The sequence below is a fragment of the Flavobacterium hauense genome (genome assembly GCF_054457175.1).
Genome location: NZ_JBTKVX010000007.1, coordinates 126488 through 153030 on the forward strand (window position 1 = coordinate 126488; position 26543 = coordinate 153030).

26 protein-coding genes are annotated in these 26543 nt (G+C 37.3%); 9 read left to right on the forward strand and 17 right to left on the reverse strand.

Features of this window, described 5'->3' with window-relative positions:
* Position 1: 1 nt before the first annotated feature.
* From ku to ACX0HA_RS06775, 3 genes are all read right to left on the reverse strand, one after another.
* Entirely contained in the window at positions 2-787 is a 786-nt protein-coding gene (gene ku, locus ACX0HA_RS06765) for a non-homologous end joining protein Ku (protein WP_458844512.1), read from the reverse strand.
* An 88-nt stretch (positions 788-875) separates the two neighbouring features.
* Complete coding sequence (locus tag ACX0HA_RS06770; protein ID WP_458844513.1) at positions 876-1532, reverse strand: DUF6766 family protein; 657 nt, start codon at positions 1530-1532, stop codon at positions 876-878.
* Between the two features lie 67 nt (positions 1533-1599).
* Complete coding sequence (locus ACX0HA_RS06775) at positions 1600-2220, reverse strand: YciE/YciF ferroxidase family protein (RefSeq protein WP_458844514.1); 621 nt, start codon at positions 2218-2220, stop codon at positions 1600-1602.
* A 198-nt stretch (positions 2221-2418) separates the two neighbouring features.
* Here ACX0HA_RS06775 and ACX0HA_RS06780 point away from each other — a divergent pair, with 198 nt between their 5' ends.
* Positions 2419-2910, forward strand: a complete 492-nt coding sequence (locus ACX0HA_RS06780; RefSeq protein WP_458844515.1) for a DNA-deoxyinosine glycosylase — start codon at positions 2419-2421, stop codon at positions 2908-2910.
* Positions 2911-3643: 733 nt separating this feature from the next.
* Here the strand turns inward: ACX0HA_RS06780 and ACX0HA_RS06785 are convergent.
* From ACX0HA_RS06785 to ACX0HA_RS06825, 9 genes are read right to left on the reverse strand one after another with little or no spacing between them, the layout of a single operon-like run.
* On the reverse strand, positions 3644-4048 hold the full coding sequence (locus tag ACX0HA_RS06785) for a hypothetical protein (protein ID WP_458844516.1): 405 nt from the start codon (positions 4046-4048) through the stop codon (positions 3644-3646).
* Position 4049: 1 nt separating this feature from the next.
* A complete protein-coding gene (locus ACX0HA_RS06790) occupies positions 4050-4805 on the reverse strand; it encodes a maleate cis-trans isomerase family protein (protein ID WP_458844517.1) in 756 nt (251 codons plus the stop codon).
* A gap of 8 nt (positions 4806-4813) precedes the next feature.
* Positions 4814-5734, reverse strand: a complete 921-nt coding sequence (locus ACX0HA_RS06795; protein WP_458844518.1) for a fumarylacetoacetate hydrolase family protein — start codon at positions 5732-5734, stop codon at positions 4814-4816.
* 34 nt (positions 5735-5768) lie between these two features.
* On the reverse strand, positions 5769-6875 hold the full coding sequence (locus ACX0HA_RS06800; RefSeq protein ID WP_458844519.1) for a cupin domain-containing protein: 1107 nt from the start codon (positions 6873-6875) through the stop codon (positions 5769-5771).
* Positions 6876-6895: 20 nt separating this feature from the next.
* Positions 6896-7870, reverse strand: a complete 975-nt coding sequence (locus ACX0HA_RS06805) for a carbon-nitrogen hydrolase family protein (protein ID WP_458844520.1) — start codon at positions 7868-7870, stop codon at positions 6896-6898.
* A 4-nt stretch (positions 7871-7874) separates the two neighbouring features.
* Positions 7875-8303, reverse strand: a complete 429-nt coding sequence (locus ACX0HA_RS06810; RefSeq protein WP_458844521.1) for an acyl-CoA thioesterase — start codon at positions 8301-8303, stop codon at positions 7875-7877.
* Complete coding sequence (locus ACX0HA_RS06815; RefSeq protein ID WP_458844522.1) at positions 8303-9919, reverse strand: AMP-binding protein; 1617 nt, start codon at positions 9917-9919, stop codon at positions 8303-8305. The genes ACX0HA_RS06810 and ACX0HA_RS06815 overlap by 1 nt, the downstream gene beginning before the upstream one ends.
* A 13-nt stretch (positions 9920-9932) precedes the next feature.
* Positions 9933-12242, reverse strand: a complete 2310-nt coding sequence (locus tag ACX0HA_RS06820) for an oxidoreductase (RefSeq protein ID WP_458844523.1) — start codon at positions 12240-12242, stop codon at positions 9933-9935.
* Positions 12243-12854 carry a flavin reductase family protein gene (locus ACX0HA_RS06825; RefSeq protein ID WP_458844524.1) on the reverse strand — a complete coding sequence of 204 codons (612 nt, stop codon included), beginning with the start codon at positions 12852-12854 and terminating at the stop codon, positions 12243-12245.
* A 244-nt stretch (positions 12855-13098) separates the two neighbouring features.
* Between ACX0HA_RS06825 and ACX0HA_RS06830 the strand changes: the two genes are divergently transcribed.
* The 5 genes from ACX0HA_RS06830 to ACX0HA_RS06850 all read left to right on the forward strand — a co-directional run bounded on the left by ACX0HA_RS06830 (position 13099) and on the right by ACX0HA_RS06850 (position 18001).
* Positions 13099-14589 carry an MFS transporter gene (locus tag ACX0HA_RS06830; RefSeq protein ID WP_458844525.1) on the forward strand — a complete coding sequence of 497 codons (1491 nt, stop codon included), beginning with the start codon at positions 13099-13101 and terminating at the stop codon, positions 14587-14589.
* A gap of 2 nt (positions 14590-14591) precedes the next feature.
* Entirely contained in the window at positions 14592-14813 is a 222-nt protein-coding gene (locus tag ACX0HA_RS06835; protein WP_458844526.1) for a DUF6814 family protein, read from the forward strand.
* A gap of 89 nt (positions 14814-14902) precedes the next feature.
* Positions 14903-16810: an acetate--CoA ligase gene (gene acs, locus ACX0HA_RS06840; RefSeq protein WP_458844527.1), complete on the forward strand. Its 1908-nt coding sequence runs from the start codon at positions 14903-14905 to the stop codon at positions 16808-16810.
* Between the two features lie 97 nt (positions 16811-16907).
* Positions 16908-17555 (forward strand): hypothetical protein, encoded by a 648-nt coding sequence (locus tag ACX0HA_RS06845; RefSeq protein WP_458844528.1) that lies wholly within the window; start codon positions 16908-16910, stop codon positions 17553-17555.
* 2 nt (positions 17556-17557) lie between these two features.
* The gene (locus tag ACX0HA_RS06850) at positions 17558-18001 is read left to right on the forward strand and encodes a DinB family protein (protein WP_458844529.1); all 444 of its coding nucleotides are present in this window, start codon (positions 17558-17560) and stop codon (positions 17999-18001) included.
* Here the strand turns inward: ACX0HA_RS06850 and ACX0HA_RS06855 are convergent.
* A complete protein-coding gene (locus ACX0HA_RS06855) occupies positions 17998-18606 on the reverse strand; it encodes a 3'-5' exonuclease (protein ID WP_458844530.1) in 609 nt (202 codons plus the stop codon). The genes ACX0HA_RS06850 and ACX0HA_RS06855 overlap by 4 nt on opposite strands.
* 2 nt (positions 18607-18608) lie before the next feature.
* Positions 18609-20528: a DUF294 nucleotidyltransferase-like domain-containing protein gene (locus ACX0HA_RS06860; RefSeq protein ID WP_458844531.1), complete on the reverse strand. Its 1920-nt coding sequence runs from the start codon at positions 20526-20528 to the stop codon at positions 18609-18611.
* 146 nt (positions 20529-20674) lie between these two features.
* Here ACX0HA_RS06860 and ACX0HA_RS06865 point away from each other — a divergent pair, with 146 nt between their 5' ends.
* Positions 20675-21181 carry a DUF2911 domain-containing protein gene (locus ACX0HA_RS06865; RefSeq protein ID WP_458844532.1) on the forward strand — a complete coding sequence of 169 codons (507 nt, stop codon included), beginning with the start codon at positions 20675-20677 and terminating at the stop codon, positions 21179-21181.
* Positions 21182-21350: 169 nt separating this feature from the next.
* Here the strand turns inward: ACX0HA_RS06865 and ACX0HA_RS06870 are convergent, their stop codons facing one another.
* Positions 21351-21767: a hypothetical protein gene (locus ACX0HA_RS06870; protein WP_458844533.1), complete on the reverse strand. Its 417-nt coding sequence runs from the start codon at positions 21765-21767 to the stop codon at positions 21351-21353.
* 221 nt (positions 21768-21988) lie between these two features.
* Positions 21989-22402 carry a hypothetical protein gene (locus tag ACX0HA_RS06875; RefSeq protein ID WP_458844534.1) on the reverse strand — a complete coding sequence of 138 codons (414 nt, stop codon included), beginning with the start codon at positions 22400-22402 and terminating at the stop codon, positions 21989-21991.
* A 165-nt stretch (positions 22403-22567) separates the two neighbouring features.
* On the opposite strand from ACX0HA_RS06875, the gene nudK reads away from it, so the two are divergent.
* Positions 22568-23146, forward strand: a complete 579-nt coding sequence (nudK, locus tag ACX0HA_RS06880; RefSeq protein ID WP_458844535.1) for a GDP-mannose pyrophosphatase NudK — start codon at positions 22568-22570, stop codon at positions 23144-23146.
* Between the two features lie 60 nt (positions 23147-23206).
* On the forward strand, positions 23207-25510 hold the full coding sequence (locus ACX0HA_RS06885) for an acyl-CoA dehydrogenase family protein (protein WP_458844536.1): 2304 nt from the start codon (positions 23207-23209) through the stop codon (positions 25508-25510).
* Here ACX0HA_RS06885 and ACX0HA_RS06890 read toward each other — a convergent pair.
* Positions 25507-26541: an o-succinylbenzoate synthase gene (locus tag ACX0HA_RS06890; RefSeq protein WP_458844537.1), complete on the reverse strand. Its 1035-nt coding sequence runs from the start codon at positions 26539-26541 to the stop codon at positions 25507-25509. The two genes, ACX0HA_RS06885 and ACX0HA_RS06890, sit on opposite strands and share 4 nt — an antisense overlap.
* Positions 26542-26543: the final 2 nt, after the last annotated feature.

Here is a 26543-nt window from a genome sequence, read left to right on the forward strand (position 1 = left end):
ATTAATTTTTAATCGCTGCAAGACTGGCTTTAAGCTGTTCGAGCAGATCATCTTTAGCGGCAGGTGTTTTTTTACGTCTACGGGGTTCAGGTGCTTTTGCTCCCTGCTTTTCAGCTGCTTTTTTCTTGATCATTTTAATTAATTCAGCCTTATAGGTGTCTTTATATTTTGAAGGATCAAATGTGTCTGTAAGCTGGTCTATGATGCTCATGGCCATATCCAGTTCTTTCTTTTCAATTTTTATGTCTTTGGGAATCAATCCGGCTTCATCAGGATCTCTCAATTCATCTTCAAAGCGTATTTGTATGAGCAGGATGGCATCTTCCTCAACTTTAAGGATGCCAAGATGTTCAGTTGTACGCATTACAAATTTGCACAGGCCCACTTTCCCGGATTTACGAAGAGCTTCCCTTAATAAGGCGTAGACTTTTTTAGCTTCTTTAGCGGGTTCAGTGATATAGGGCTTTTCGAGGTATTTCGAAGGAATCTCATCTTCTTTTATAAATTCAAAAATATCCAGTGACTGTGTTTTCTCAGGCGCAGCCTTTGCAAAGTCATCCTTATCCAATATGACATAGTCGCCATTTTCTTTGCGATAGCCTTTTGCAATATCTTCCCAGGGCACTTCTTTGCCATCTTTTTTACATACACGAATATATTGAATAGGGCATTTATCTTTCTGTCGCACCATGTCAAGAGAGAGATTATGCACCTGAGTACCGCTGTAGAGTTTTATTGGGATATGCACCAGCCCAAAGCTGATACTGCCTTTCCATAATGCTTTCATAATTAGAAAATTAAGTTGTGATAACTACTTCAATTTCAAGTTAAGGAGATTAAAAACCAAACCATAGTTATTTAGCACTCCTTTGACACTATTCGCCTGTTTCATAATGAGGTGCATCAACAGGTTTAGACTGTGATGACCCTTTCTGGCGCAGATATATTGACAATACTATTATCGCAAATACTGACAAGAATTCGCTCTGCCAGTTTTGAAATGATTCAAACCAAAAACGGGAATCAAATATATAGTCGGATATGGTTTCTAAGGGTTTGCCTTCAAGTTCGTTTTGCAGATTTTGATCTTTAAGACTACCATAAAAGTGCAGGATAAATGAAAGCAGAAATAAAAGCATTAACGAAATGGTCAATGAGTTTTTATATAGTTTCAATATAAATCCACCTTTTCTAACCGGCCAGGGAGCATCTTTTCGATTAGGATCAGGTTCCCTGTCCACAGGTTCATTCTTATCAAAGCCCTTAGATTCAGAGGATCCTTTTTCCTTCAAAAAGATAGTTAACCATACAAACAAGCCCATCTGCAAAAATTCACTTTCCCAATTTTCAAAAGTGGACTCAATAAAATGGCCTGAACTTAAATATTGTAATAGGCCTACATCTGAAGCGCCATGCTCTGCCAATTCTTTATTGTATTCCTTTAGCCCAAAGAATGTTTGTGCGAGTATTGCAATTACAAACAGAATAAAAAAAGTAAGTGAAAGACTGTTGTTCTTTATAAAAGTTTTCATTTGATTAGCTTAAAGTTTGTAAACTAAAAAATGGGGCATAAGCCCCATTTAAAATTTCTATAAAAGATTACATATTAGCATCTTCTTCAGATGCATCAAAGTTAATAGTGTTGTAAGCTGCTTCGGTTAATGTAATATCAGCTTCTTTTTCTTCGGTTAATGTTTCATGAAGTAGTGCTGCTGCTTCATCCTGACCTAATGTTTTGGCGAAAGCACAAAGCGTACCGTATGTTGCGATTTCATAATGTTCAATTTTTTGTGACGCAGCAATTATACCTGCATCCCTTACAGGGCCGGGTTCTGTACTTTCCATAATATCCTGCCCTTCTTTGATAAGGCCGTCCATTGCTTCACATTTTTTTGCTACAGCTTTTTTACCTGCCAGCTCAAAAACTTTTTCAAGTCTGGCTACCTGTTCTTCGGTAACAGCAATATGTTCATCTATAGCCTTAACCAAATTTTCCGACTCGGCATTTTTAGCCATTTTTGGCAATGCTTTTAGCAGTGCTTTTTCTGCCCAGTAAATATCCTTAAGGCTATCTGTATATAGCTCCATAAGGCCTTCAGCAGCAGTACTTTTAGCTTTTACTTTACCAGTTGTAGCTGTTTTAGTAGCCGTAGTTTTCTTTACTCTTGATGCGGCAGTTGATTTTGTTGTTTTAGCGGTAGTTTTTGTTGCTGTTTTCATAATGTTTACTGTTTATTTTGATTAATTGAAATTCAATTTATAACTTGTTGTCAAATCAAAATTACCCAATGAATAAAGTAACCGTTGCTAATGAAATCATAAAAGAAATTATGGTAACAATACTTTAACTCGTTGTGTTACAGATTACTTAAAAATGACAGTTGTATTTATAAAATCAAACAAAACATTTACAATCTGATGAAGAAAGCCTTCCAACCAATAATTGACAATAACGCCAGGATATTGATTTTGGGTACTATGCCTGGAGAGAAATCTTTGGAATTTCAGGAATATTATGGTAATAAGGGAAACCAATTCTGGAGATTAATATATTCTATATTTGAATTACCCTTAGAAATTGATTATAATAGGAAAATAATTTTTTTAAAAGCTCACGGAATTGCAGTTTGGGATGTACTGGAGTATTGCGAACGGGAGGGGAGTCTTGACAGTAAAATCAAAAATGAAAAAGTCAATGATTTTGAAGTATTCTACAAAAACTATCCTAATTTAAAATATGTACTATTTTCAAGTAAGAATGCTGCTGCCTATTATGATAAATATATTGGACGAAGTAATAATCTGCAATATAGCATTTTACCGTCTCCAAGCGGAGCAAATGCATCAAAGTCTTATCAGCAGAAGCTTGATGAATGGAAAGAAAAAATTTTGCCCCTGCTTAATGAGTAAACAGGGGCAAAATAGTCTGTGATAATCAAGACATAAAATATCTTCGAAGCCTGTGCTGTCTGTAGCTCCTCATGGTTTGTGCAATAAGAGCTTTAGTCTTAAATTTTAAATTTTTCCAGTTCATTTTACTCTTCTTTGGATTGCTGATGCAATTTCAATATAAATCATCCAAATACTTTTAAAACGATGTTAAATGATTAGATTTAACATCACAGGTATAATTACTCCCTTATTTACTGGGTTTTCAATCATTGACTCAGAAGATGTATTTATTTTTTTAACACATATTTACATACTATTAACTTTTGCTTAAGTTTTTTTTGTAAATTTATAAAGCAATTAATAAAGGTTAATCCTTTAATTCACCTTACACTACTCAAATAATGATGAAAAACAATTAAAAACTGAAAGAACTAACGTAGATAGTCCTTTCAATTGTTAATGTATTAATTAACCAATAAATACAGGATTATGAGAATATTTAGTTTTATTATTTCAGTGCTTGCTTTACTTGTTTCACTCTGCTATCTTATATTGGACTTTCCAAATTTCGATGACGCTAATGGAGTTCTGTATTTTTCAATCTTTCTTATACTAATGTTAATATGTATAACCGGAATTATTATCAATAGTCCCACATTAATTAGATCTAACTCTCATAAAAGAGAAAAAAATAATAAATATAAAATCAACATATAATAGAACGTTCTGTAAAATCTAGAGAGGATCCATATTATTGTTTAACTACTTCCAGCTTTATACCCGATTCTAATAGTGAAAAGCAAAATTTCCCTTTACTTTTCACTGCTTTTATAGCCATAATGCTAAAGTTGTCCTTTTGTGTGCCAATTTTAATGACTGCCGTGTTTTCATCATAAATCCATAAAGTATTGGCAAACATTTCCTCCATACCTTGTTTATCTTCAGGAAGTGTAATTAAAAATTTGCCATTATCCAGAAAACTAAATGTACTGTTTGCAAACATTGTCTTTAGTTCTTTAAGTTCTGATTGCTCCATTTTTTGAATGGCACCTGTACTAATGGCCTTCCATTTACCTATAAGTTCTTTTTTAGCAATTGGCTGTGCACTTAAGGTTAAGGCAAACGCTATAAAAAATAAGGTGAAGAATTTTTTCATATTAATATTTTCCGCTTAGCAAAGCACCGCCCATTGGTACCTTAGTGTCAAGGCCAAGCTTTTTAAGCATTTCATAAGTTGTACACACAGCTGCTGATGTAACAGGGATGCCAATTTCTTTCTCAATAGCGTCAATTGCTTCAAGTGAAGGCATTTGTACACATGCCGAAACAACAAGTACATCAACACCTTCCAGGTTAAGACGTTTGTAAATGTCAAGAAGGTTCATAGGGTTCTGAGCCGCAACTTCAAGGTTGTCAGCAATCTCAAGAGCAATAAAGTCCACGACTTCAAATCCCTGGTGTTCGATATAATCAACAACCAACTGGGTAAGCGGTTTCATATAGGGTGTGATAACAGCTACCTTTTTAGCACCTAACACTTTCAGTCCGTTGATCAAAGCACCTGCACTGGTAACAATAGGAGCCGGAGCTTCATTCTTTACAGTTTCTTCGTAAAGATTAGTTTCAGATACACAGTGGTAACCGCGTCCCATGCTCATGATAGCAACAAGACATGCATAGCCCATGACGTCGACACGTGCATCTGATAATTCCTGAGCACATTTAAGGCTCTGTGCATCCATTGCTTCAAGTTCTTCCTTGGTCACTTTTTTCATTCTCATTCTGCTTGAATGGAAAGTAAATCGTTCAGGTGAAATTGTTTCTCTTGAACGTAGTAATGCAGGGATTTCGGTTTCCATAGTAACATTTGAACTTGGTACTATCTGGCCTATTTTATATGTTTTCTTAGTCATTTCAAATATTATTTCACCTCTTCAGAATCTACAATCGTATTTCTTATTGTTCCTATGCCTTCAACTGTAGCTTCAACCACGTCACCCGGCCACATGAATTCCTGCGGACTTCTTCCTGCGCCAACACCTGCAGGAGTTCCTGTAGCGATAATGTCAGCAGTATCAAGTGTAAATACTGTACTTAGATCATGTATAAGGTCTTCGATATTGAAAAGCATGAACTTTGTATTCGAATTCTGTTTTTCAACACCATTTACAGTAAGGCGAAGGTTAAGGTTATGTGGGTCAGCAATCTCGTCACGGGTAACCAATACCGGGCCCATAGGAGCAAAAGTATCCTGTCCTTTAGAAACGATCCATTGTCCTGCTCGACGGCAGTCACGTGCGCTGATATCATTTATAACAGTATAACCGTATACATGGTCCATTGCATTTTCTTTGGTAATGTTTTTACCTCCCTTACCAATGATCACAGCAAGCTCAACTTCCCAGTCAAGTTGTTTAGTAATTTTCTGGTTGTGGATGATATTAGTATCCGGACCTGTAACAGCAGTTGTAGGCTTAGAGAAAATAACCGGTTCCTGCGGCAGGTCTTTTGATGTGTCAAGTGTACGAGCCGATTCAGCTACATGCTCTGTATAGTTAAGGCCGATACCAAAGATGTTTTTACGCGGCTTTGGAATTGGAGCCAAAAGTGTTGCATTTGCCAATGGAATAGAACAATCTAAAAGTTCTTCTTTCGTAGCTGTATTGATAAGGCGAACAGCGTGGTTGATGCCCTCAATACCAAGATCAATAAAGTCAAGCATGTTATCAGGAAGTGGACTTTGTTTTATGTGTCCAAGCTTTTCAGCATCAATAATCATCTGCTCATCAATAAAACCTAAGCGGGCAGGAGTGTGGTTAATTCTATAAGTAACTAATTTCATTATCCGTTTGTTGTAATTATGTCGTTATTCTGTATTAATCTATTTTTTGGTTTCCTTCCGGATGGTTCTGTTCCTGGTACAATCCTAATGACTGTATAACAGGAAGGTCGTTGAATGAGAACAAACATGCATCTTCTGTTTCAGAAAGATTCACATGCTCATGATATGCCCATGACGGTACGCAGAAGATATCACGCTCTTTCCAGTCAAAACGCTTACCGGCTATAATTGAATAACCATGTCCTTTAGCGCATTGATATACAAAAGATCCGGTGTGCCTGTGGGCTTTGGTGTGTTCTCCGGCACGAAGCAGCTGTATAGATGCTCCCATAGTCTGCATTACATGCCCACCTGTAACAGGATTTGTATAATGCATAAGGATACCGTCAAAAGGAGAACCTTCGTTAACCTTGGCAGCTTCTAATAGAGCTGGGTATACTTTTTTCCATGAATATTTAAAAAGGGGAGAGTAAGGCTTGTCCCATGCAATATCAGCAGGAACAACACCTGCACCGCCACCATACGTCATGGGTAAATGGTTAACAGGAGCAACTAATGGCTGTTTGCCATCATAAACGGCATAATCGTTGGCCTCAAGTGCATTTACAAGTGGAATATCAAGGCCATCCTGCCAGATGCAGGTTTTTCCGCCTTCTTCAACACCATGTTCATGCCAGGTACTGTTAGGGGTTATTACAAAATCATTGACTTCAAGCATGATCTTGTTACCATCGACAACCGTATATCCGCCTTCACCTTCCATGATAAAACGAAGGGCAGAAGCTTTGTGCCTGTGTGCCGATGTGCTTTCACCCGGGCGTGTAACCTGGATTCCGGTATATAGCCATCCCACGGCAGCACTAACGTCTTTACGTTTATCATTTACAAGATAAACAACACGTCGGCCAGCCTGTTCAGGAGTAACCAGTTCTGAAGATTTCAGCACCAGTTCACGCAGGTTTTCATATTTCCAAAGCATAGGAACAGATGAAGTTCTTGGTTCCCACGGCTCAATATCATTGGCTACTGTCCAGAGTGCTCCCGCACCAAGACTTTCAAGCTCTTTGTAATAGGCTTCCAGTTCGGGAGTGTCCTGAACACGGGCTCTGCCTAGTACGCTATCGTCATATTTTGAATCCATACTAATGGTATTAGTTGAAGTTATTCGGTGTCGTTATTGTTTATAAAAGTAATGTTTTTCCTTGGGGCTGTATTTACCCTAAGGTCAAAAATATCAAAACGGTTGTAATGCCCTAAAATGTCATGCATTTGTTTTGGCTGGATGCATTTTGAAAGATCAATATCGGCATATACTATACCTTCCTCATCAATAAGCGGTTCTCCTATAACAGAGCCATTAGGGCCAATAATACCAGAGAAAGCACTATTTTTACGTGTAAGCAGTTCCTCAGCATTTGGTACGTCTTCTTTCATTGCATCGATAATCTCTTTAGTGATAGTTGAGCACGATACTATCGTAAAAAGCTTTCCTTCAAAAGAGTGTGCAGCTGCCCTAATCTTTATGGCTTCAGCCATATCGTAATCAGGAGGTGCTACAGGCAGTGAAATATAATTTGCAATATGAATCAGTTCTCCTTGAGAAAGGAGTGTGAAACGTGCCAGGGTATTTGTATTCTCACCACAAGCTAATGTACCGATAGGGCCAATTTCAGTATTGTATACTTTTAATGATGAGCCATCGCCTCCGGTCCACGTAAGCTTTTCAGCCCAGGTGGGAACCAGTTTTCGGTGCTTTCCAATAAGGTTACCTTTATTATCGATGATCAGGTTTGTATTGTAAAGCTCACCAAAGCTTTGTCCACGCTCATTAACACCAATAACGATATGAATGTTATTTTCTTTTGCAGCTTCGCAAATACGGTCCACTTCAGGTCCCGGAACTGTTATTGAGTTCACATACAGCTTTTCATACCATTTGCTTCCTTGTACCGGTGTCATGATCCAGTTCCAATACGGATAACCCGCGACAAACACTTCAGGGAAAGCTACTAAGGAGGCACCATTGCCGGCAGCTTCTTTAATAATAGATATTGACTTGTCTACAGTAGCATCTACGTCTAAGAATACGGAAGAGGCCTGTACTGCAGCGGCTTTAAATTTTTGTAAATTCAACATATTCTTAATTTTGAATTCTGTATTTTTCTAATATGGATCTCATTTCATCTGTAAACGGACTCGCTTTTATATCGCCTCTGTCGTTAAGGAAATCTACTTTTACAAGTGTTACCTCTCCTTCAAGACAAACAGAACCGTCTTCATGCTCAAATTTGAACCCACAATTCATTGACGAACCGCCAAGATTTTTGATCCAGAAATATTTTGTCAACTCATCGCCAAGGCGTGCAGCCTTTTTAAACTGTATTTTCAGGTCGACCGTTGGAATTCCGCCCGTTTTATGAATGTTCTTGAATGGCATATCAAGCGCTTCTTCATAAAAGTCTTCTACAAGGCAGTTCAGCATCTCCAAAAATCTAGGATAAAATACTATTCCTGCGTAATCCACATGCTGAAAGCGGACTTTCTCTTTTTTTATAAATGCATTTTCCATTATGCTTGTAACGTTGTTTTAAGTTTAAATCGCTGGATCTTGCCTGTTTCCGTTTTAGGAAGTGAATCCATATAGCGAATCTCACGTGGATATTTATAAGGTGCTGCAACCTGCTTAAACCAATCCTGTATGGTTTTGGTCAAAGAGTCGCAAGCTTTTTCCTTATCTTTTAATACGATGTAGGCACAAACCAGCATACCTCTGTTTTCATCGGGAAGGCCTACTACAGCACATTCTGCAATGTCTTCGTGGGTAAGCAGCACACTTTCTACCTCAATAGCAGCAATATTATAGCCTGAAGAAATAATCATATCATCACCACGGGCTACAAACCAGAAATAACCGTCTTCATCCTTGCGGAAGATATCTCCGGTAATATTCCAGCCATTTTCTACATATTCTTTTTGCTTATCTGGGCTGTTAAGGTATTTACAGCCTGTTATGCCTCTAACAGCAAGTCGGCCAGGTGTACCGGTTTCTACTTCATTACCTTTTTTGTCTACAATTTTGGCTTCGTAACCACGTACAGGTAATCCTGTAGCACCTTTACGCATATTTTCCTCGTTTGAGGATATAAAGATATGCAGTATTTCGGTTGAGCCTATACCATCGATTATTTTAAGTCCTGTGGCTTCATACCAGTCTTCCCAAACTTTTAATGGTAATGTTTCTCCAGCCGATATACATTTGCGGAGTGAAGAGATATCAAACTCATTTGTTTTGGTTGTCAAAACACGCCATGCGGTAGGAGCGGTAAAGCAAATGGTCACTTTAAAGTCTTGGATAGCCTGCAATAGCAATTCAGGCGATGGTTTTTCTAAAAGTACTGTAGATGCACCATAATAAAAAGGGAACAATACCATTCCGCCAAGGCCAAAGGTGAATCCTAATGGTGGGCTTCCTGTAAACACATCATCAGCCGTTGGCTGAAGGGAATACTGAGGGAAAGCCTCACAAATCAGCAATATATCTTTGTGATAATGCGAAGTCATTTTAGGTTTCCCTGTCGTTCCCGATGTAAATCCTATGATCGAAAGCGAGTCTGCTTTGGTCGGGTAGTTCTTAAACGCTGTCGGCTTGTTGCCCATAAGCGTTTCAAGTTTTGAAATGCCTTCACCTGAACCGTCAAAAGTTATAACGTGTTTCAGGAAAGGAGATTTCACCTCCATCATGGCATCTTCAAGCCTGTAGTCGCAAAAAGCATGAGATATCTCAGCACTTTCAACCATTACGCTTAATTCTTTTTCGCGAAGTAGGGGCATAGTCGCTACAACAATACCTCCGGCTTTTAATATTCCGAACCAACAGGCTACATACATTGGATTATTGGCCGAACGTATGAGCACCCTGTTTCCGGGTTTGAAATCAAGACTTTCGGTAAGTACATGCGCTATTTGATTGGCTTTTTCAAAAAGGTCATTATAGGTCCATGTAGTTTCAAAAGTGCGTATAGCAACCCTGTCACCGTTACCCTCGGCAATATGCCTATCCAAAAGCCTTTCCACACAGTTCAGGTCTTCCGGGAACTCAAAATCCGGATGTCCTGTAAAGCATTCTGCCTGCAAAGATGCGTGTGGCAGATGGTTGTGTGCAAAATTATCATCGTAATGTTTCATCACTAATGTGTTGTTACTTTTTATGAGTTACCGGTTTTAATGCTTTTTTCATTCCTTCAAGAGCCTTGCGTTCACCTGCCTTGTAAGGGTAGTGGTGTGATGCCGCAGACATATATTGTTTTGGTATGCCTACCGATTGCAAATCGGTTGCGTTAAATTGCTCGTATGCCTGAGCATTACGTACAAACGATGTATCAAGCAATAATGTTTTACCTAGTGCTACCAGATCGGCACGTCCGTTTAGTAAGATGGTGTTTATCTGGTCAATATCCTGAATGTATCCGGCGGTAATCGTAGGTACATCAGCTTCATTGCGTACCATGTCAGAGAATGGGGTTTGCCACATTCTGCCCACAGCAGGATTTTGATTTTCGACAGTTAGTCCTGTGGAAACGTTAATGATATCTGCACCTGCATCTTTAAATGCTTTGGCTATTGTAATTACATCTTCTTCAGTAATGCCGCCTTCAGCCCAATCAGATGCCGATATACGTACACTCATAGGTTTGTCTTGCGGAAATGCTTCACGCATTGCCCTGAATACCCTAATTGGGAATTTAAGCCTGTTTTCAATGCTTCCGCCAAATTCATCTGTACGGATATTCGTTAACGGAGAAAGAAAAGAGGCTAACAGGAAACCATGATGTGCCTGAAGCTCTATCATGTCAAATCCGGCTTTGTCAGCATTTCGAGCAGCGTTTACAAACTCAAGAGTAATGGTGTCCATATCGCTAAGGTTCATTTCTCCCGGAGTTGCCAGTTTGCTGTTGAATGGAATAGGAGATGCTGATATGAGTTCCCAGGCATTCTCTATAGGACTTGATGCATCTTCCCAAGGGAATTGTACAGCACCTTTTCGTCCGGAATGGCCCAATTGTATTCCAATTTTTGAAGTACTGTTTTGGTGAATAAAATCAGTTATTCGTTTCCAAGCAACTGTTTGTTCTTCAGTATATATACCCGGACATCCTAAAGTTATTCTTCCGGTGTAAGATATTGCCGTAGCTTCGGTTAGAATTAATCCGACTCCTCCTGTAGCACGTGAACCATAGTGTGTAAGATGCCAGTCTGAAACAAGGCCGTCTTTTGCAGAATATTGTTCCATAGGGCTCATAACAATACGGTTATCAACTGTCATTCCTTTTAAAGTAAAAGGAGTGAAAGCCGGAGATGTAATTGCCGGTTTGCCGGTTGTTGTATTGAATTCTGCCTGCACTTTTTGTGGGAATGAAGGATCACGAAGTGCAAGGTTTTCAAAAGTTACTTTCTTTGCCCTTGTCATAACGCTGAAGGCAAACTGCTGGAAAGGATGCTTAATATGCCTGTCCATGTGTTCAAACCAGTCAAGCGAAACATTTGCAGCATGCTGAATCATCTCAACACGGTTACGGCGCAGTTTTTCATAATTAGCGAATACTGCCTGTGTATCCGTTTTGTGTTTTATAACCGAATCAGCCAGTGCAATAGCACATTCCATAGCCAGCTTAGTTCCGGAACCGATAGAGTAATGGGCGGTAGCCTTGGCATCACCCAAAAGCACTATATTGTCTTTACTCCAGTTTTTATTGGTAATGGCAGGGAATTGCCTCCAGTGTGAACGGTTTGATATCAATCCGTGACCATCAAGCTCTTCTTTAAATATGTCTAATAGCTTCTTGATTGTATCTTCCTCATCAGTCACGCTGAATCCGGCTTTCTGCCAGGTTTCATCAGTAGTTTCAAAGATCCATGTACTCATGCCTTCTTCATACTGGTAGGTGTGTGCTACGAATGATCCGTAAGGTGTTGTACGGAAGAAATAGGTAAATGAGTCGAGAGGGCGGGTAGAACCCATCCAAACGAAACGATTGCTTTTCATTTCGGTCTTTGTGCCAAAATCAGAAACAAATTTTTCACGAATGCCGCTGTTGATACCATCTGCAGCTACAATGATATCTGAATCTGCAAATTGACTCAAATCATCTACATTAGCCTCAAAATGAAGATTTACACCTTCTTCTCGGCAGCGTTGCTGTAATAGCTGCAATAATGTTTTACGCGAACAACCACAGAAGCCATTACCGGTAATGCGTACTTTTTCGCCATCACGGGCTACATCAAGTTCGTCCCAATAGGCAAACTTTGTACGTATAAGGTCATACGACTGAGGGTCGCGTGTAAGGAATTCACTTAGGGTTTCGTCAGAGAATACTACTCCAAAACCAAATGAATCGTCAGCTTTATTGCGTTCGTATATATTAATCTCACAATCAGGCATAGCCTTCTTTAAAAGGATTGAGAAATACAATCCGCCGGGGCCTCCGCCTATAACTGTTACTTTCATTTATATAAAAGGTCTTTTAATTGAAAAAATCTCTCCAAGTTTAGAATAATTATTGCCCGCAAGACGTGCTATTGGGCGATATGTATCCATGTTTATTTTATAATCCGGCAGTAGCACTGACTCATCTACATGAAACATTACTATGCGGCCAACCATAATGGTTGCCCCGCCATCTTTATGTCCTTCCAGGCTGTAGTGATGTACCAGTTCACATTCAAATGAAATAGGACTTTCTTTAACCCTTGGCGGGCTAATCAGGTCACATGCAATTGGTGTAAGTCCGGCATACGCAAACTCATTGCCTTCTGGCGGCATGTTTACTGATGAGGCATTCATAGCTTCAACCAGTTCTTCAGTAGCCATATTGACAACAAACTGCTTTGTTTCCAACACGTTATTAAGTGTGTCTTTATTAACGTTTCCGCTGCGCACAGTAGAGAACATTACATGAGGCGGATCTTCGCCTACAGCATTAAAAAAAGAAAAAGGGGCAAGGTTAAGGATGCCGTCTTTACTTATCGTGGATATCCATCCGATAGGGCGTGGAATTACAGATCCTGTAAGGATCTTGTAAACATCTTTCTGGCTTGTATGTGCCGGGTCTATTTTCATAATCTTCAAAAAATGAATACTGCAAATAAAAGAAAATTAGCGGTCAGATTTTAAACATTTTTGTTACAAAATGCCATCTTTCAAATAATTTTTGAATTAAAACTATTATTAAAGCTGATTTACAGGTTAGTTACTGAGGATATAAAAAATTATGATTATGTAAAAAACGTACCATATAAATACAATATTCTATAAAATACTACCAAAACGTTTTTATATTTTTATCGCAATCAATAAACCAATTATGACAGATAAATCTACTAAGGGAATATGGAAAGTTATTACTGCATCGTCACTGGGAACACTAATAGAGTGGTATGATTTCTATATATTCGGGAGTCTTGCCGTTGTGATTTCCACTAAATTTTTCCCTTCAGATAATCCTGCAGCTGCCTTTTTATCAACGCTTGCTACGTTTGCAGCAGGTTTTGTTGTGCGTCCTTTCGGCGCATTATTCTTTGGAAGGCTGGGGGACATGATTGGACGGAAATATACTTTTATGGTCACCTTGCTGCTAATGGGAGGAGCAACATTTCTTATCGGTTGCGTACCGAGCTATGAATCAATCGGTTTTTTTGCTCCATTGCTTGTTTTATTGCTGCGCCTGCTACAGGGACTGGCACTAGGAGGTGAATATGGTGGTGCTGCAACTTATGTAGCCGAGCATGCTCCTAAAGGCCAACGGGGTTATTGGACCTCATGGATACAGACAACAGCTACCTTTGGACTGTTCATTTCACTAATGGTCATACTCGTTACCAGAGAAGTTTTGACAGAGGAAGCCTTTGATGAATGGGGCTGGAGGGTTCCGTTCTGGATATCGATACTTATGGTCGTGGTTTCTTATTTCATTCGCAAAAAAATGGATGAATCACCCGAATTTTCAAAAGCTAAATCTGAAGGCAAGACGAGTACTAATCCTTTAAAGGAAAGTTTTGGAAACCGTTATAATCTCAAATTCATATTGCTTGCATTATTTGGTGCTGCAATGGGGCAGGGCGTAGTATGGTATACGGGGCAGTTTTATGCCATGAGCTTTCTGAAAACAGTTATGAATGTCGAATCTTCTCAGGTTGATGGATTATTAGGAATAGCATTGCTCTTTGCAACACCATTCTTTGTTTTCTTTGGATGGCTCAGCGATAAAATAGGTAGAAAAACGGTAATGATGACGGGTATGCTGGCAGCAATCTGCCTGTACAGGCCTATTTATAAAGAAATGTACAAGACCACAGACATTACTTTAAAAACTGAAATAATTGATAGTGGGAATTATACTGTAACCGGTGAATCTGGTAAAAACCACGATGATTTTAAAATTTATACAGATGGTACCAAGTGGAATCAGGTCAAAAAAGTGAATGCTAAAACAGGGAAAGAAGATGTGACAACTATTGTAACTGTTGGCGCAGCTGATAAATGGAGACTAATTTTTCTGGTTTTTATTCAGGTTATATCTGTAACCATGGTCTATGGCCCCATTGCAGCATTTTTGGTAGAAATGTTTCCTGTCAGGATCCGTTACACTTCAATGTCTTTGCCATACCATGTGGGTAACGGTATTTTTGGAGGATTGCTTCCGGCTGTCTCTACATATTTAGTATCATCAGCAAAAGATGCCGGTGATGCTGAATTTTATCTGAATGGACTCTGGTATCCTATTATTATTGGAGGAATCAGTTTTATAATAGGGATGGTCTATCTGAAAACTAAAAACAATAACAAACACGATTAAGTATGAAAACATTAAAAAGGCTACTGGGGTTATTCTGGATGATTCTTGCAGTTATCGCTGCCTGGTTTTGTATTGTTGAGTTCGGATGGCCAAAACTGGTATCAGGAAAGCAGGATGATCTTGTTTTTGGGATTATCATTCTGTTTATCCTCACACCTCTTATTGTAATCGGGTTGGGAACATTTGGGTATTTCGCATTTAAAGGAGAATATGATACAATTTAGACCTATTTTAAGCGTAAAACTTTAAAAGAAATAATTAAGGATTGTATATTTACACTACGAGTTGAACAATCCAAAAAACAACACAAGAAATGAGTTATTATCAGGTAAAGAATCTAGAACAATATTTTAAGCATTATAATAAATCTGTACGCGAACCACGCAAGTTTTGGGATAAAATAGCCGACGAGAATTTTACATGGTACCAAAAATGGGATAAAGTTGTAGAATTTGACATGCAGGAAGCTGAAGTAAAGTGGTTTGTTAATGCAAAAGTTAATATCACAAAAAACTGTATAGACCGCCATTTAGCTAAAAGGGGCGGAAAAACAGCCATAATATTTGAACCCAATAATCCTGATGAAGATGCGATTCATATTACTTATAATGAATTGTATGATCGGGTTGCTAAAATGTCAAACGTACTAAGGGAGCAGGGCATTAAAAAAGGAGACAGGGTTTGTATCTACCTGCCAATGATACCTGAGCTTGCTATTGCTGTATTGGCGTGTGCAAGGATAGGAGCGATACATTCGGTTATATTTGCCGGTTTTTCTGCTTCTGCGGTAACAAGCAGAATTAATGACTCCGGCTGTAAAATGGTCATTACGTCTGACGGAGGATATAGAGGGAACAAAACTATCGAATTAAAAAGCATTGTTGATGAAGCGCTGCAAAAATGTCCGAGCGTGGAGCAGGTGTTGGTTGTTAAGCGAACCAATTCTGCCGTAAATATGCAGGAAGGCCGTGATCAGTGGCTACAGCCTTTACTAGATGCTGCAATACCTAATAATGTTGCCGAGATCATGGATGCTGAAGATCCCTTATTTATATTGTATACATCTGGATCTACAGGGAAACCTAAAGGGATGTTGCATACTACTGCTGGATATATGGTTCATACGGCATATACTTTCAAGAATATTTTTGCATACGAAGAAAATGATGTGTATTGGTGTACAGCAGATATTGGCTGGATAACGGGGCACTCTTATATTTTATACGGACCATTACTAAACGGGGCTACAACCGTACTATTTGAAGGTATACCTTCATACCCTGATTTCGGTCGCTTTTGGGAGGTTATAGATAAGCATAAAGTTACTCAGTTTTATACTGCACCAACAGCTATACGTTCGTTAGCAAAAGAAAATTCGGAATGGGTAGATAAACATGATCTTAGTACTCTTAAAGTTATCGGATCTGTTGGAGAGCCTATTAATGAAGAAGCATGGCACTGGTATAATGATCATGTTGGGAAAAAGAAATCGCCTATCGTAGATACCTGGTGGCAAACAGAAACGGGTGGGATCATGATATCGCCAATTCCTTTTGTAACTCCTACAAAACCAACGTATGCTACATTGCCGTTACCGGGAATTCAGCCGGTACTTATGGATGAATTGCGTAACGAAATTGAAGGCAACCAGGTTGTAGGAAGCTTGTGTATCAAATTTCCATGGCCGGGAATGGCAAGAACTATATGGGGAGATCATCAACGCTTTAAAGAAACATATTTCTCTACTTTTCCGGGTAAATATTTTACAGGTGATGGTGCTTTACGTGACGAAGTAGGCTACTACAGAATAACGGGAAGGGTAGACGATGTTGTTATCGTATCAGGACATAACTTAGGTACCGCTCCTATTGAAGATGCTATTAATGAGCATCCTGCTGTAGCTGAGTCGGCAATTGTTGGATTTCCTCACGATATAAAAGGAAATGCTCTTTATGGGTTTATTATTCTTAAAGAGTCTGGTGCAGGGCGTGACAGGGAAAACCTGAAAAAAGAAATCAACGAACATATATCAAGCCATATCGGACCAATTGCAAAACTGGATAAAATACAGTTTGTATCAGGTCTTCCTAAAACACGATCGGGAAAGATAATGAGGAGAATACTAAGAAAAATTGCCGAAGGGGATTTCTCTAATTTTGGTGATACTTCTACATTATTGAATCCTGAAATTGTAAACGAGATTAAAGATGGAAAACTATAATATATTAAAGCAGCCTAAGGGCTGCTTTTTTTTTAAACTATTCTAAGATTTATTGATAAAAGGTTTAAATTAGTATGTACATAAAACCTTACACTCAATGAGAAACTATTTTTTATTGCTCCCTTTTCTGCTTATAAGTTATTTCAGCTATTCCCAGAAAGAATTTAAATTCGATCATGTAGTGGAATACAAAACGATTGATAAAGTACATAAGAAAACATATAGTACCTATTGGTTTTTGAACTCAAAAGACAAAGATGTTCTTTTTACAGTATGGGAAGGTAAAAATGATTACAATATGATGGTTTCATTAGCTGATGGAACCTACTATTATGGCACGATAGTAAAAGAAGACTTTTTTGTCGAAGCAATCAGTTTAAGGTGTCCCTATTCAGGAAAGAAAAATATTCCGAAGCTCACAGATTATAAGTATGAGAGAATGAAAGATACTCTTATAAATGCATCCAGCTATGGACATTTCGTTATGACCCCGTTAAATAAGAAAGAAATAAAAAAATACAATCTTTTACCCTTGCATTATTTGACTGAAAATAAATTAGAGCTTGATTTTCTGTTGGTAAAGCCTAATGATCTGCTGTTTCAAATGATAAAAGAAGGTTATGATTTACCAAACGGACTTATAACAATGGTTTACAGTTTGGCTAATACTCCTGAGACCCAAATGGAACTCGTGCAGTGTGTTCCTATAAAAAAATACATATTTGTTGATACTAATTGTAAATAATCATGATACCATTTTTTAAAGAATTGTTTGAATACACTTATGAGTTCAATAATAAGGTTATAAATGCATTACCTAATAATACTCCGCACAAGTCTATACAGCTTATCAACCATACTGTTAATGCACAGCAAATATGGAACGCGAGAATAAATAATATAAAAATTGAAACAGGAGTGTGGGATATCCGCCCAATTCAGGAACTTCTTGCGATCAATGAAATAAACTATCAAACATCGTTAGAGATAGTTCAAAATCGTGATTTCAAAGAAAAAATCACATATACCAATACCAAAGGTCTTTCTTTCGAAAATAGCATCAGGGATATGCTTTTCCATTGCATTAATCATTCTACCTATCATAGAGCACAAATTGCAACTGATTTTAAACAGCATGGGATTGAACCTATTGTAACTGATTACATATTTTACAAAAGGACACAACTTTAGTCGTGAATGCTTAATTTGTTTTTCAGTTTCAAAAAAATAAGAGAAGTAATGTATGCATTACCGGAAGCGGTATGCATTTCATTTTTTTTAATTTTCAGGGCATCACATACTTCATCAAGGCTTGATTGAGAATCTTCAGGCAAGCCCTTCCAGCGTTGAAAGAGAACATTAGTATCCATAATTGGATTTTTTATCCTGCCTAAATCAAGACGTTTCAATGCCTGATTAATCATTTCAATATCCAAATTTATGTTATGCCCAACCAGTGTTGAATCCCTGGCGAAATTAAGGAAGCGAATCATAGCTTCAGCTTCTACAACTTTTTCAGCACTTTCCTTTATGACTCCTTTAGTTGTCAATGGCTGCGAATTGAATTTTTCCTGTAATAGGATGACTTCGAAGAAATCACCAATTATAATAGCATTTTTGGCAATCCCAAGTGCCCCAATTGATAGTATTACATCTTCTTTCCAGTCTTGTCCGGTTGTTTCCATGTCAAAAATGACATATCTTTTTTGTTGAGACTCCTGATCACTATCAAACAGGGAGATGTAATTTTTCCAAAATTGGGGTAAAGTGTTACCTGTCAGCCAGTCAAATGCCATAATTAATTGATATAAGTTATTGGGAAACGGTTTTTAATGATGTCCTGGATTTCGTTAATAGGCTCAAAACAATTTTTAAGCTTTACTTTATCTGTCTTTGATAGGTCGTTAATATTTAAATACTTACCATCGGAATCATTTGTCAAACCTTCTTCTGTTCTAAAACGCATAAGTGTATTGAATGCTTCCGCACATTCATCGTACAGTTCTGCATTTTTAGGTTCAAGTTCAGCTAGTTTCTTGTAACGATGATATGTGTTCGTGATTTCTAGCAGGTTATGGCTCAAAGCTAAAACTCTGGCAGCATCTATAAGAGGTTCAAGTGCGCGGCTTTTAATGTCAAAACTGTCTTTATGTTCGCCTTCATTTTCTAACAGAAACTGCCTGAAAAAGCCTAAGGGCGGAGGATTTTTTAATGTATCAGCAGCAAGAAAACCGAAAAACTTTTTATTATGCCCCATGTTATGAAGAATATTGGCTACAAGAGCATCTTCAATATCCGGTGCCCCGTATATAAAATCAAAATCAAAAAAAGTAGTACTTAGTTCAACACCTTTTTCTGCAGGTGTATTTATCCAGCTATTGTATTGTTTTATCCATCCAGACAATGACTTGCACCATAGTGAATTGCTTGCTAACAGTCCGGTAGGAGAGGGCTCATATCCTACTTTTTCAAGAAATTCATTTACAATCTCAGCCAGCTCTAAAAAATACGTTTTTACATTATCATATATCTCAGGCTCAACATCTTCAAATATAAGGGCATTATCCTGATCTGTTTTTAGCAATTGTTCTTTACGGCCCTGGCTTCCTATGTTAACCCAGGTAAAACGTACCGGTGGAGGAGTACCCATTTTTTCAACCGACAGTTCAATCGCTCTTCGGGTAAGTTCAATATTTATCTCTGCCACAATATTTGAAATGTGTGAAATAGGGATGTTGGTATCAATAGAATTCTGGATCAGATCAGTAATCTTTTCTCTTATATATTTGAGCTCTTTCGCATTACCTGCTCTGCGTGTCTGTTTTAATAAAACACCTGGTGTATTTGACTGTGCTGCAATAACATCATGTTCACTTATTATACCCGTAATTGCCGATTTATTGCTGCCATCTTTGGTAACGCATAAATGACCCACACCATGTTTAAGCATGACCATTTGTGCTTCAGCAACAGAAATATTTTCCGGAACGGTTATAACAGGGCTTTTCATGATTGTTCGGGCATCGACATCAATAGAAAATTGACCTGTAGCAATCTTAGCTCTTAAATCCCTGTCTGTTATAATTCCTATAGGTAATTGGTTTTCTTCGATTATCACACTTCCAATAGCGCTGTTGGCCATTGTTTTTGCAATAAACTTAAGAACATCGTCAGCATTCGCTGTAATTGGGTTTTTGGTATATTTTATCGGTTGATAATATTGAATATCAGCAACCTGGTCGGTAAATATCATGTTTTCAGTGATAAGTTTGCCTTTACGTTCCTTATCATAAGGATTACGTGTCTGCGAGGCAAAACTTTCCAAAAAGAAGGCAAGAACATTTTGGTTAGTATTTATGTAGGTTTGGAAAGGGGAGATGGGAATTGCACAAATAATAGATTCTTCTCTTGCTTTAGCCGTCATCAAATAATCATTTTTAGCAAAAAATGGCCTAAGTCCCAATATATCACCTTCGTCACATTTATCAATCAGTGTTTCCTCGGCATCAGAAGTTATAGAAAGCCCAACTGAACCACTTTTTATGATATAAAAGTCAGTGTGAAGGCTATCGCCACCTTTAAATAATATTTCATTTTTATCGAGATAGATAATCTTTGAAAATTCGGCAATGGCTAATAATTCAGTGTTTTCCAATGTATCGAAAGGAGGAAAGTGTTTCAGGAAATCAGCAATGCTTTGGGCAACAGGGTTTTTCATAGTTTGACAAATGAGATTTAAAAGTAATGCTTTTTGTTATTTTATGAAAGAAAAAAGCTTACAGTAAATCCCCAAAGGTTTGTTAAAATTTCATAAATGAAAGAATCTTCTTTAAATTTACAAAATCAAATCTTAATAAATATAAAATGAAATTCACAACAAAATGCACAATGCTGATTGCAGCAATTTTTTTTACAACATTATCAATAGCACAGGATAAAAAACCTGCAAGTCCACCAGCTACGGCAAAAGGCGTAATCAATGGTGCTAACATAACAATTAACTATAGTAGTCCTTTCGTAAAAGGAAGAACAATTTGGGGAGAATTAGTTCCATACGGAAAAGTTTGGCGTGCCGGTGCAAATGCACCAACAACTTTAGAAACTGATAAGGCTTTAAAAATTGAAGGAAAAGAACTTGCTGCAGGTAAATATGCTGTATATGTAATTCCGGAGAAAGAATCCTCAATAGTAATTTTCGGTAAAGATCCAAAAATTGGAGCTCATGAGCATGTTGAATCTAATGAAGCATTACGTGTAAAAGTTAAAACAAAAAAATCTGATAAGATGAATGAAAGTCTTGTTTATACAATCAATAAAAGCAATATTACTTTAAGCTGGGAGAATTTAGATATTCCAGTTTCAGTTAAATAGGTATAGCAAATAAGCATAGTTAAAGCGCATTCTTGAATTAAAGGATGCGCTTTAATATTTACTGAAGATATAGCAGTAGAACTTTAATTTATTATTTTACATAATATACATTATAAGTCAAATATACATGTAGTAAAAGCGGAAATAATCCGCTCTAATTATTCTAATGTTATATACTGTAGTTACTTACAAGTTTCTTAACAATCTTATTGTTTTGAAAATAATATGTTGTCATTCTCTTTTCTCTTGTATCAAGCGTACAACCGTAGCCTACAAAATCATTGTTTATCATTGTAAGGTAAAATTTATTTCCTTCATGAAATACAATTATATTATTAGCTCTGAATTCAACTGTATAATTCGTTCCTTTGATATTATAATAATCAACAGCTCCATTGCAATCATAAACTTCTATCATTTTCTTTGGAGTAGTTTCGATAAAGCTAAAAAATTCATTCTTTTTTATAGCATTCATCCAGTTTTGAAGCTTGACAGATATGTCAACTTCTTTTTGCTTACTTAAATTACTCTGCGCTGTCCCGGTGCAGGTAATTATAAGTAACATTACAAGTAATAAATTTTTCATATAGTTAGGTTTTTTCGTATCCAAATATAGTGAATAGTCTTTGTTTTAGTCTAAAAACGTGAGATATATTTAGTACTTGTCTTAACTTATGCTTTATTTGGCTTAATTTTAATAAAATTATTATTTTTTTTGTAGTATTTATATTATGAATAATAATTCACATATAGATTATGTAAAAAAAATAGACCAAATTGGTCTATTTTTTTCATTTCAATGAGTGTTTATTTTTTTACTTCTCCAGTATATACTGATTTCTCTCCCTGATAAACCGTTGCAATTATAACTCCATCTTTTCTCGTCTGCATTACATATCCAAATACAGTATTATTTGGGAATCTTATGTAGTAAGTCTGATCAACGAATGATACCGCAGGCTTTTTCATTTTGAATCTGAATTCGCCGTCGGCCATAATTTTTAAAGTAAATTTTTCAGTTTCAGCCTGTGTATATTGAAGTTCACCCCCAACATAATGTTCGGTTACATTTTCAGGTAGTGCGGGAAAATCTTTAAATGTAGTTCCTTTTTTTAGAATTGAATATAATTCGAAATTTTTAATAGATAATGGCACAGATTTATCCTGAGCATTCATGTTAAAGGCTACAGCCAGTAATAAACAGATTAATAGTTTTTTCATTTGGTTATGGAAATTTTATTTTCCGTAAATATAGAAGTTTTACTATTTTATTTACATCAATGCAGGTAAATAAAATAGTTTTGTGAATAATTATTGTGGTTAAATACTATATGTACTATTGAATCGTTTTTAAGTGATATAATTTAACACTATTAGACTTATAAAATGTCAGAAAAGGTAAAAATAGAATCTTCAATCCTATTGTCGGATAATTGGGGAAAACTAAATAAAGTAAAATATCAATATCAGCTTAAAAATGAAGTCTGGCAAACTCAGGAACGTGAAGTATACAATCGTGGCAATGGTGCTGTGATTTTGCTTTATAATAAGGATAAAAGTACAGTAATCCTAACCCGACAATTTCGTTTGCCTACTTGGTTTAATGGAAATGACGATGGCCTTATGATTGAAGCTTGCGCAGGGATGCTTGATGAAAAAGAACCTGAAGATTGTATACGAAGAGAAACTGAAGAAGAAACCGGTTATAGTATTACTGATGTTAAAAAAATAATGGAGGTTTACATGTCTCCGGGTTCGGTTACAGAAATACTGTATTTTTTTGTAGCTTCTTATTCAGACGCTATGAAGGTCAGTGAAGGCGGCGGACTTGATAAAGAACAGGAAAATATAGAAGTTTTAGAACTATCTTTCAGTAAAGCAATGCAGATGATTGATTCCGGGGAAATTAAAGATGCAAAAACGATCATGCTTCTTCAGTATGCGAAAATCCATAATTTAGTTTAACACTATTTTTTACTTGCAACTGTAGGTAATTGCTTATTTTTATAGTATAAACATACTATTATGGACATCACATTTAGCAACAATCCCAAACTCAATATATTATTACCTGTTATCTACTTTGCATGGCAGGATGATTTTCTAACTAAAACCGAATTCACCGCTTTAAATGAGTTTATAAATAAGCAGGATTGGTTAACAAAGGCAGAAAAAGATTTTCTTAAAACAAAAATTGACTATAGCTCCCCTCCCAGCCGCTCTGAATTCTTTCGCTGGAAGGAAAAGATAAACGACAGCCTGCAAAAATCAAATCCGGCAAATCTTACTGAATTAGGTGTTCTGATTGCAAACGCTGAAAGACCTGCGCTTTCAGAAGGCGATATCCAAAAGATAGGCCCTTCTTTTGCAAAAATGGAGTCTGAACTTGGTATTATGAGCCGGGAAGTTATTGCAGGCTTCAAATCAAAACGTGATACGGTAACCGATAAATATGGTACTGTTAAGAGTTTCGATATAAATAAGCTTACTGAATTGTTAGATGGTAATCAGGCGGTAACCATCAATAAGGTTAAAGAGCTTATTTCCAGCCCTGAATTTGCCCTATCAACCACGACAGATTTAACAGAATACCGTGAAAAGGTACTGGAGTGGTCAAAATTGCTGGCCCAACATGGATTAGGGAGTTATGCATATCCAAAAGAATATGGTGGCAAAAGTGATATTGAAGGTTATTTTTCTATTATGGAAACGCTTAGCTATCATGATCTTAGCCTTGTAATTAAATTCGGGGTTCAATTTGGGCTTTGGGGTATGAGCATAATGTCTTTGGGTACTGAAAAACATTATAAAAAATACCTGAAAGATATTGGTACACTGGAACTTCCTGGCGGTTTTGCAATGACCGAAACGCATCATGGGTCTAATGTAAAAGGTGTGCAGACAACCGCTGTTTACAATCATATAGACAGATCGTTCACGATCAATACTCCCGAAAAGTACGATCGCAAAGAATATATAGGAAATACTGCCAATCATGGTGAAATGGTTACTGTATTTGCAAAGTTGATTATTGATGATAAAGATTATGGTGTAAATGCATTTATAGTGCCGATCAGGGATAAAGATAAAAATACACTTGAAGGGGTTACAATTGAAGACTGTGGTCATAAAATGGGCCTCAATGGTGTTGATAATGGTATACTTACCTTTAAAAACATTATCATTCCTTATGAAAACATGCTTGATCGTTTTGCTCAGGTAAACGAAAAAGGAGAATTCGAAAGCCCAATACCCAGCGATAACCGACGCTTTTTCACCATGCTGGGTACGTTAGTCGGTGGGCGCATAGGTATCCCGCGCTCTGCATTGGCAGCCGCCAAGACAGGACTTACCGTTGCAATTAAATATGGAGACAGGCGTAGGCAGTTTGGTCCTGAAGGTGGTTTAGAAGTTCCTATTCTTAATTACAGGATGCACCAGCTCAGACTCATGCCTTATTTAGCCAATGCCTATGCTATTCATTTTGGTTTGCAGTATCTTACAAAACGTTTTGTTGATCGCAAGGAAGAAGAAATGCAGGAAATAGAGGCGTTAGCAGCCGGAATGAAATCCTATTCTACATGGAATACACGAGATACTTTACAGGAATGCCGTGAAGCTTGTGGTGGCAAAGGGTACCTTTCAGAAAACAGAATTGATGATCTTAAAAATGACACTGAGATCTATACTACTTTTGAAGGTGATAATACCGTATTGATGCAATTAACGGCTAAAAATCGTTTGGGTGAATTTCGTAAGCAATTTGGTGAAATGAATGTTTCAAGCATTTTTAATTATGTTCTGGAACAGGCAAAAACGAGTATAACTGAAAAGAATCCATTTGCGACAAGAAATACGGATGAACAGCATCTTAAAGATAGAAACTTCCACTTACACGCTTTTCAATACAGGGAGAAAGAAATTGTAAGTTCTGCTGCAAGAAGGTTTAAAAAACTGGTAGATGATGGACTTGATACTTTTGATGCTGCCAATGTTATGCATCCTCATATGATACAGATTGCGGATAGTTACCTGGACCGTGTCTTTGTAGAACAATTTCAGGCAAAACTCGATACCGTAATTGATCAGGGATTAAAAGAAGTTCTTGAAAGACTGTATAACCTTTTTGTTCTTAATAAAATTGAGAAACATAAAGCCTGGTATCTGGAACAAGGCTATATGGAAGGCAGCAAAACAAAAGCTATCCGCAAACTTGTAAGCCAACTGTGCTGGGAAATCAGACAGGATGCTGTTCCTTTGGTGGATGCATTCAATATACCTGAAAGCTGTTTGGGTGCAATCGTAACCAATAAAGCCGCGGAAGCTTAAAATGTTACTTTCCAGTCTATAAAAGGATTATATGTCAGTTTTCCATTGATTACTTCAAGTGGAGAGTCAAAGTTATTGGTATATAATGCACCGGTTCCAAGTCCCTGGGGCATTGGGTTATTTTGTAGAAATGTCCATTGGGCAATCGCGCTAAGGCCTATGTTACTTTCTAATGCAGACGTAATCCACCAGCCAATATTTAGTTGTTCGGCAATATCGATCCATTCTTTAGAACCGCGAAAACCGCCGACCAAACTTGGTTTTAGAATAATATATTGAGGTTTTACTTTTTCTAATAATCGTCTCTTTTTTTCATAACCGAAAACACCAATTAATTCTTCATCTAATGCTATTTCCAAAGGTGTTACTGCACATAAATGCTCCATAATACTTAATTGCCCACTTTTAATAGGCTGTTCGATACTATGTAGTTCATAAATAGCTATTTGATTGAGTTTATCTAAAGCATCAATTGGAGAAAAAGCCCCATTGGCATCTACTCTTATCTCTATTTGAGCTTTAGTGAAATTTTGCCTTATGAATGCCAGTAGGTCCAGCTCTTTCCTGAAGTCAATAGCCCCTATTTTTAGCTTAATACAGTCAAAACCCTGTTCGAGCTTTTCTTCGATTTGCTGTTTCATGTAAGACTCCTCTCCCATCCATACAAGACCATTGATGGGGATATTCTCTTTTCCTTCGGTAAATGCAGATGGAAACAATAAATAGGGAGATTCTGATTTGAGTGATTGGAACGCCATTTCAATTCCAAACTGTATTGAAGGAAACTCGATAAGTACATTCCACAGTTCCTCTTCACCCAAATGTATATTTTCACAGGCCCATTTTAGTTTTTCTTCATAGTCAGGCCTATCGTCAATACTCAGGGTACGCAAGATGCCACACTCCCCTATTCCTGTTTTACCGTTATCTTCAAGGATAATAAACCAGGTTTCCTTTTGAGTAAGAACGCCCCGCGATGTTCCGCTGGGGCGTTTGAAATCAAGTATGTATTTTTTATATGAAGCGTTCATGT

Coding starts and splice junctions, on each gene's coding strand:
- ACX0HA_RS06785 (WP_458844516.1), bottom strand. CDS start 4,048: ATGAAAAAATTCTTCACCTTATTTTTTATAGCGTTTGCCTTAACCTTA.
- ACX0HA_RS06855 (WP_458844530.1), bottom strand. CDS start 18,606: ATGGCATTTGACTGGCTGACAGGTAACACTTTACCCCAATTTTGGAAA.
- ACX0HA_RS06870 (WP_458844533.1), bottom strand. CDS start 21,767: ATGAAAAATTTATTACTTGTAATGTTACTTATAATTACCTGCACCGGG.
- ACX0HA_RS06815 (WP_458844522.1), bottom strand. CDS start 9,919: ATGAAACATTACGATGATAATTTTGCACACAACCATCTGCCACACGCA.
- ACX0HA_RS06770 (WP_458844513.1), bottom strand. CDS start 1,532: ATGAAAACTTTTATAAAGAACAACAGTCTTTCACTTACTTTTTTTATT.
- ACX0HA_RS06820 (WP_458844523.1), bottom strand. CDS start 12,242: ATGAAAGTAACAGTTATAGGCGGAGGCCCCGGCGGATTGTATTTCTCA.
- ACX0HA_RS06845 (WP_458844528.1), top strand. CDS start 16,908: ATGAGAAACTATTTTTTATTGCTCCCTTTTCTGCTTATAAGTTATTTC.
- ku (WP_458844512.1), bottom strand. CDS start 787: ATGAAAGCATTATGGAAAGGCAGTATCAGCTTTGGGCTGGTGCATATC.
- ACX0HA_RS06825 (WP_458844524.1), bottom strand. CDS start 12,854: ATGAAAATAGACCCGGCACATACAAGCCAGAAAGATGTTTACAAGATC.
- ACX0HA_RS06790 (WP_458844517.1), bottom strand. CDS start 4,805: ATGACTAAGAAAACATATAAAATAGGCCAGATAGTACCAAGTTCAAAT.
- ACX0HA_RS06860 (WP_458844531.1), bottom strand. CDS start 20,528: ATGAAAAACCCTGTTGCCCAAAGCATTGCTGATTTCCTGAAACACTTT.
- acs (WP_458844527.1), top strand. CDS start 14,903: ATGAGTTATTATCAGGTAAAGAATCTAGAACAATATTTTAAGCATTAT.
- ACX0HA_RS06885 (WP_458844536.1), top strand. CDS start 23,207: ATGGACATCACATTTAGCAACAATCCCAAACTCAATATATTATTACCT.
- ACX0HA_RS06795 (WP_458844518.1), bottom strand. CDS start 5,734: ATGAAATTAGTTACTTATAGAATTAACCACACTCCTGCCCGCTTAGGT.
- ACX0HA_RS06875 (WP_458844534.1), bottom strand. CDS start 22,402: ATGAAAAAACTATTAATCTGTTTATTACTGGCTGTAGCCTTTAACATG.
- ACX0HA_RS06865 (WP_458844532.1), top strand. CDS start 20,675: ATGAAATTCACAACAAAATGCACAATGCTGATTGCAGCAATTTTTTTT.
- ACX0HA_RS06850 (WP_458844529.1), top strand. CDS start 17,558: ATGATACCATTTTTTAAAGAATTGTTTGAATACACTTATGAGTTCAAT.
- ACX0HA_RS06805 (WP_458844520.1), bottom strand. CDS start 7,870: ATGTTGAATTTACAAAAATTTAAAGCCGCTGCAGTACAGGCCTCTTCC.
- ACX0HA_RS06810 (WP_458844521.1), bottom strand. CDS start 8,303: ATGGAAAATGCATTTATAAAAAAAGAGAAAGTCCGCTTTCAGCATGTG.
- ACX0HA_RS06890 (WP_458844537.1), bottom strand. CDS start 26,541: ATGAACGCTTCATATAAAAAATACATACTTGATTTCAAACGCCCCAGC.
- ACX0HA_RS06835 (WP_458844526.1), top strand. CDS start 14,592: ATGAAAACATTAAAAAGGCTACTGGGGTTATTCTGGATGATTCTTGCA.
- ACX0HA_RS06775 (WP_458844514.1), bottom strand. CDS start 2,220: ATGAAAACAGCAACAAAAACTACCGCTAAAACAACAAAATCAACTGCC.
- nudK (WP_458844535.1), top strand. CDS start 22,568: ATGTCAGAAAAGGTAAAAATAGAATCTTCAATCCTATTGTCGGATAAT.
- ACX0HA_RS06780 (WP_458844515.1), top strand. CDS start 2,419: ATGAAGAAAGCCTTCCAACCAATAATTGACAATAACGCCAGGATATTG.
- ACX0HA_RS06830 (WP_458844525.1), top strand. CDS start 13,099: ATGACAGATAAATCTACTAAGGGAATATGGAAAGTTATTACTGCATCG.
- ACX0HA_RS06800 (WP_458844519.1), bottom strand. CDS start 6,875: ATGGATTCAAAATATGACGATAGCGTACTAGGCAGAGCCCGTGTTCAG.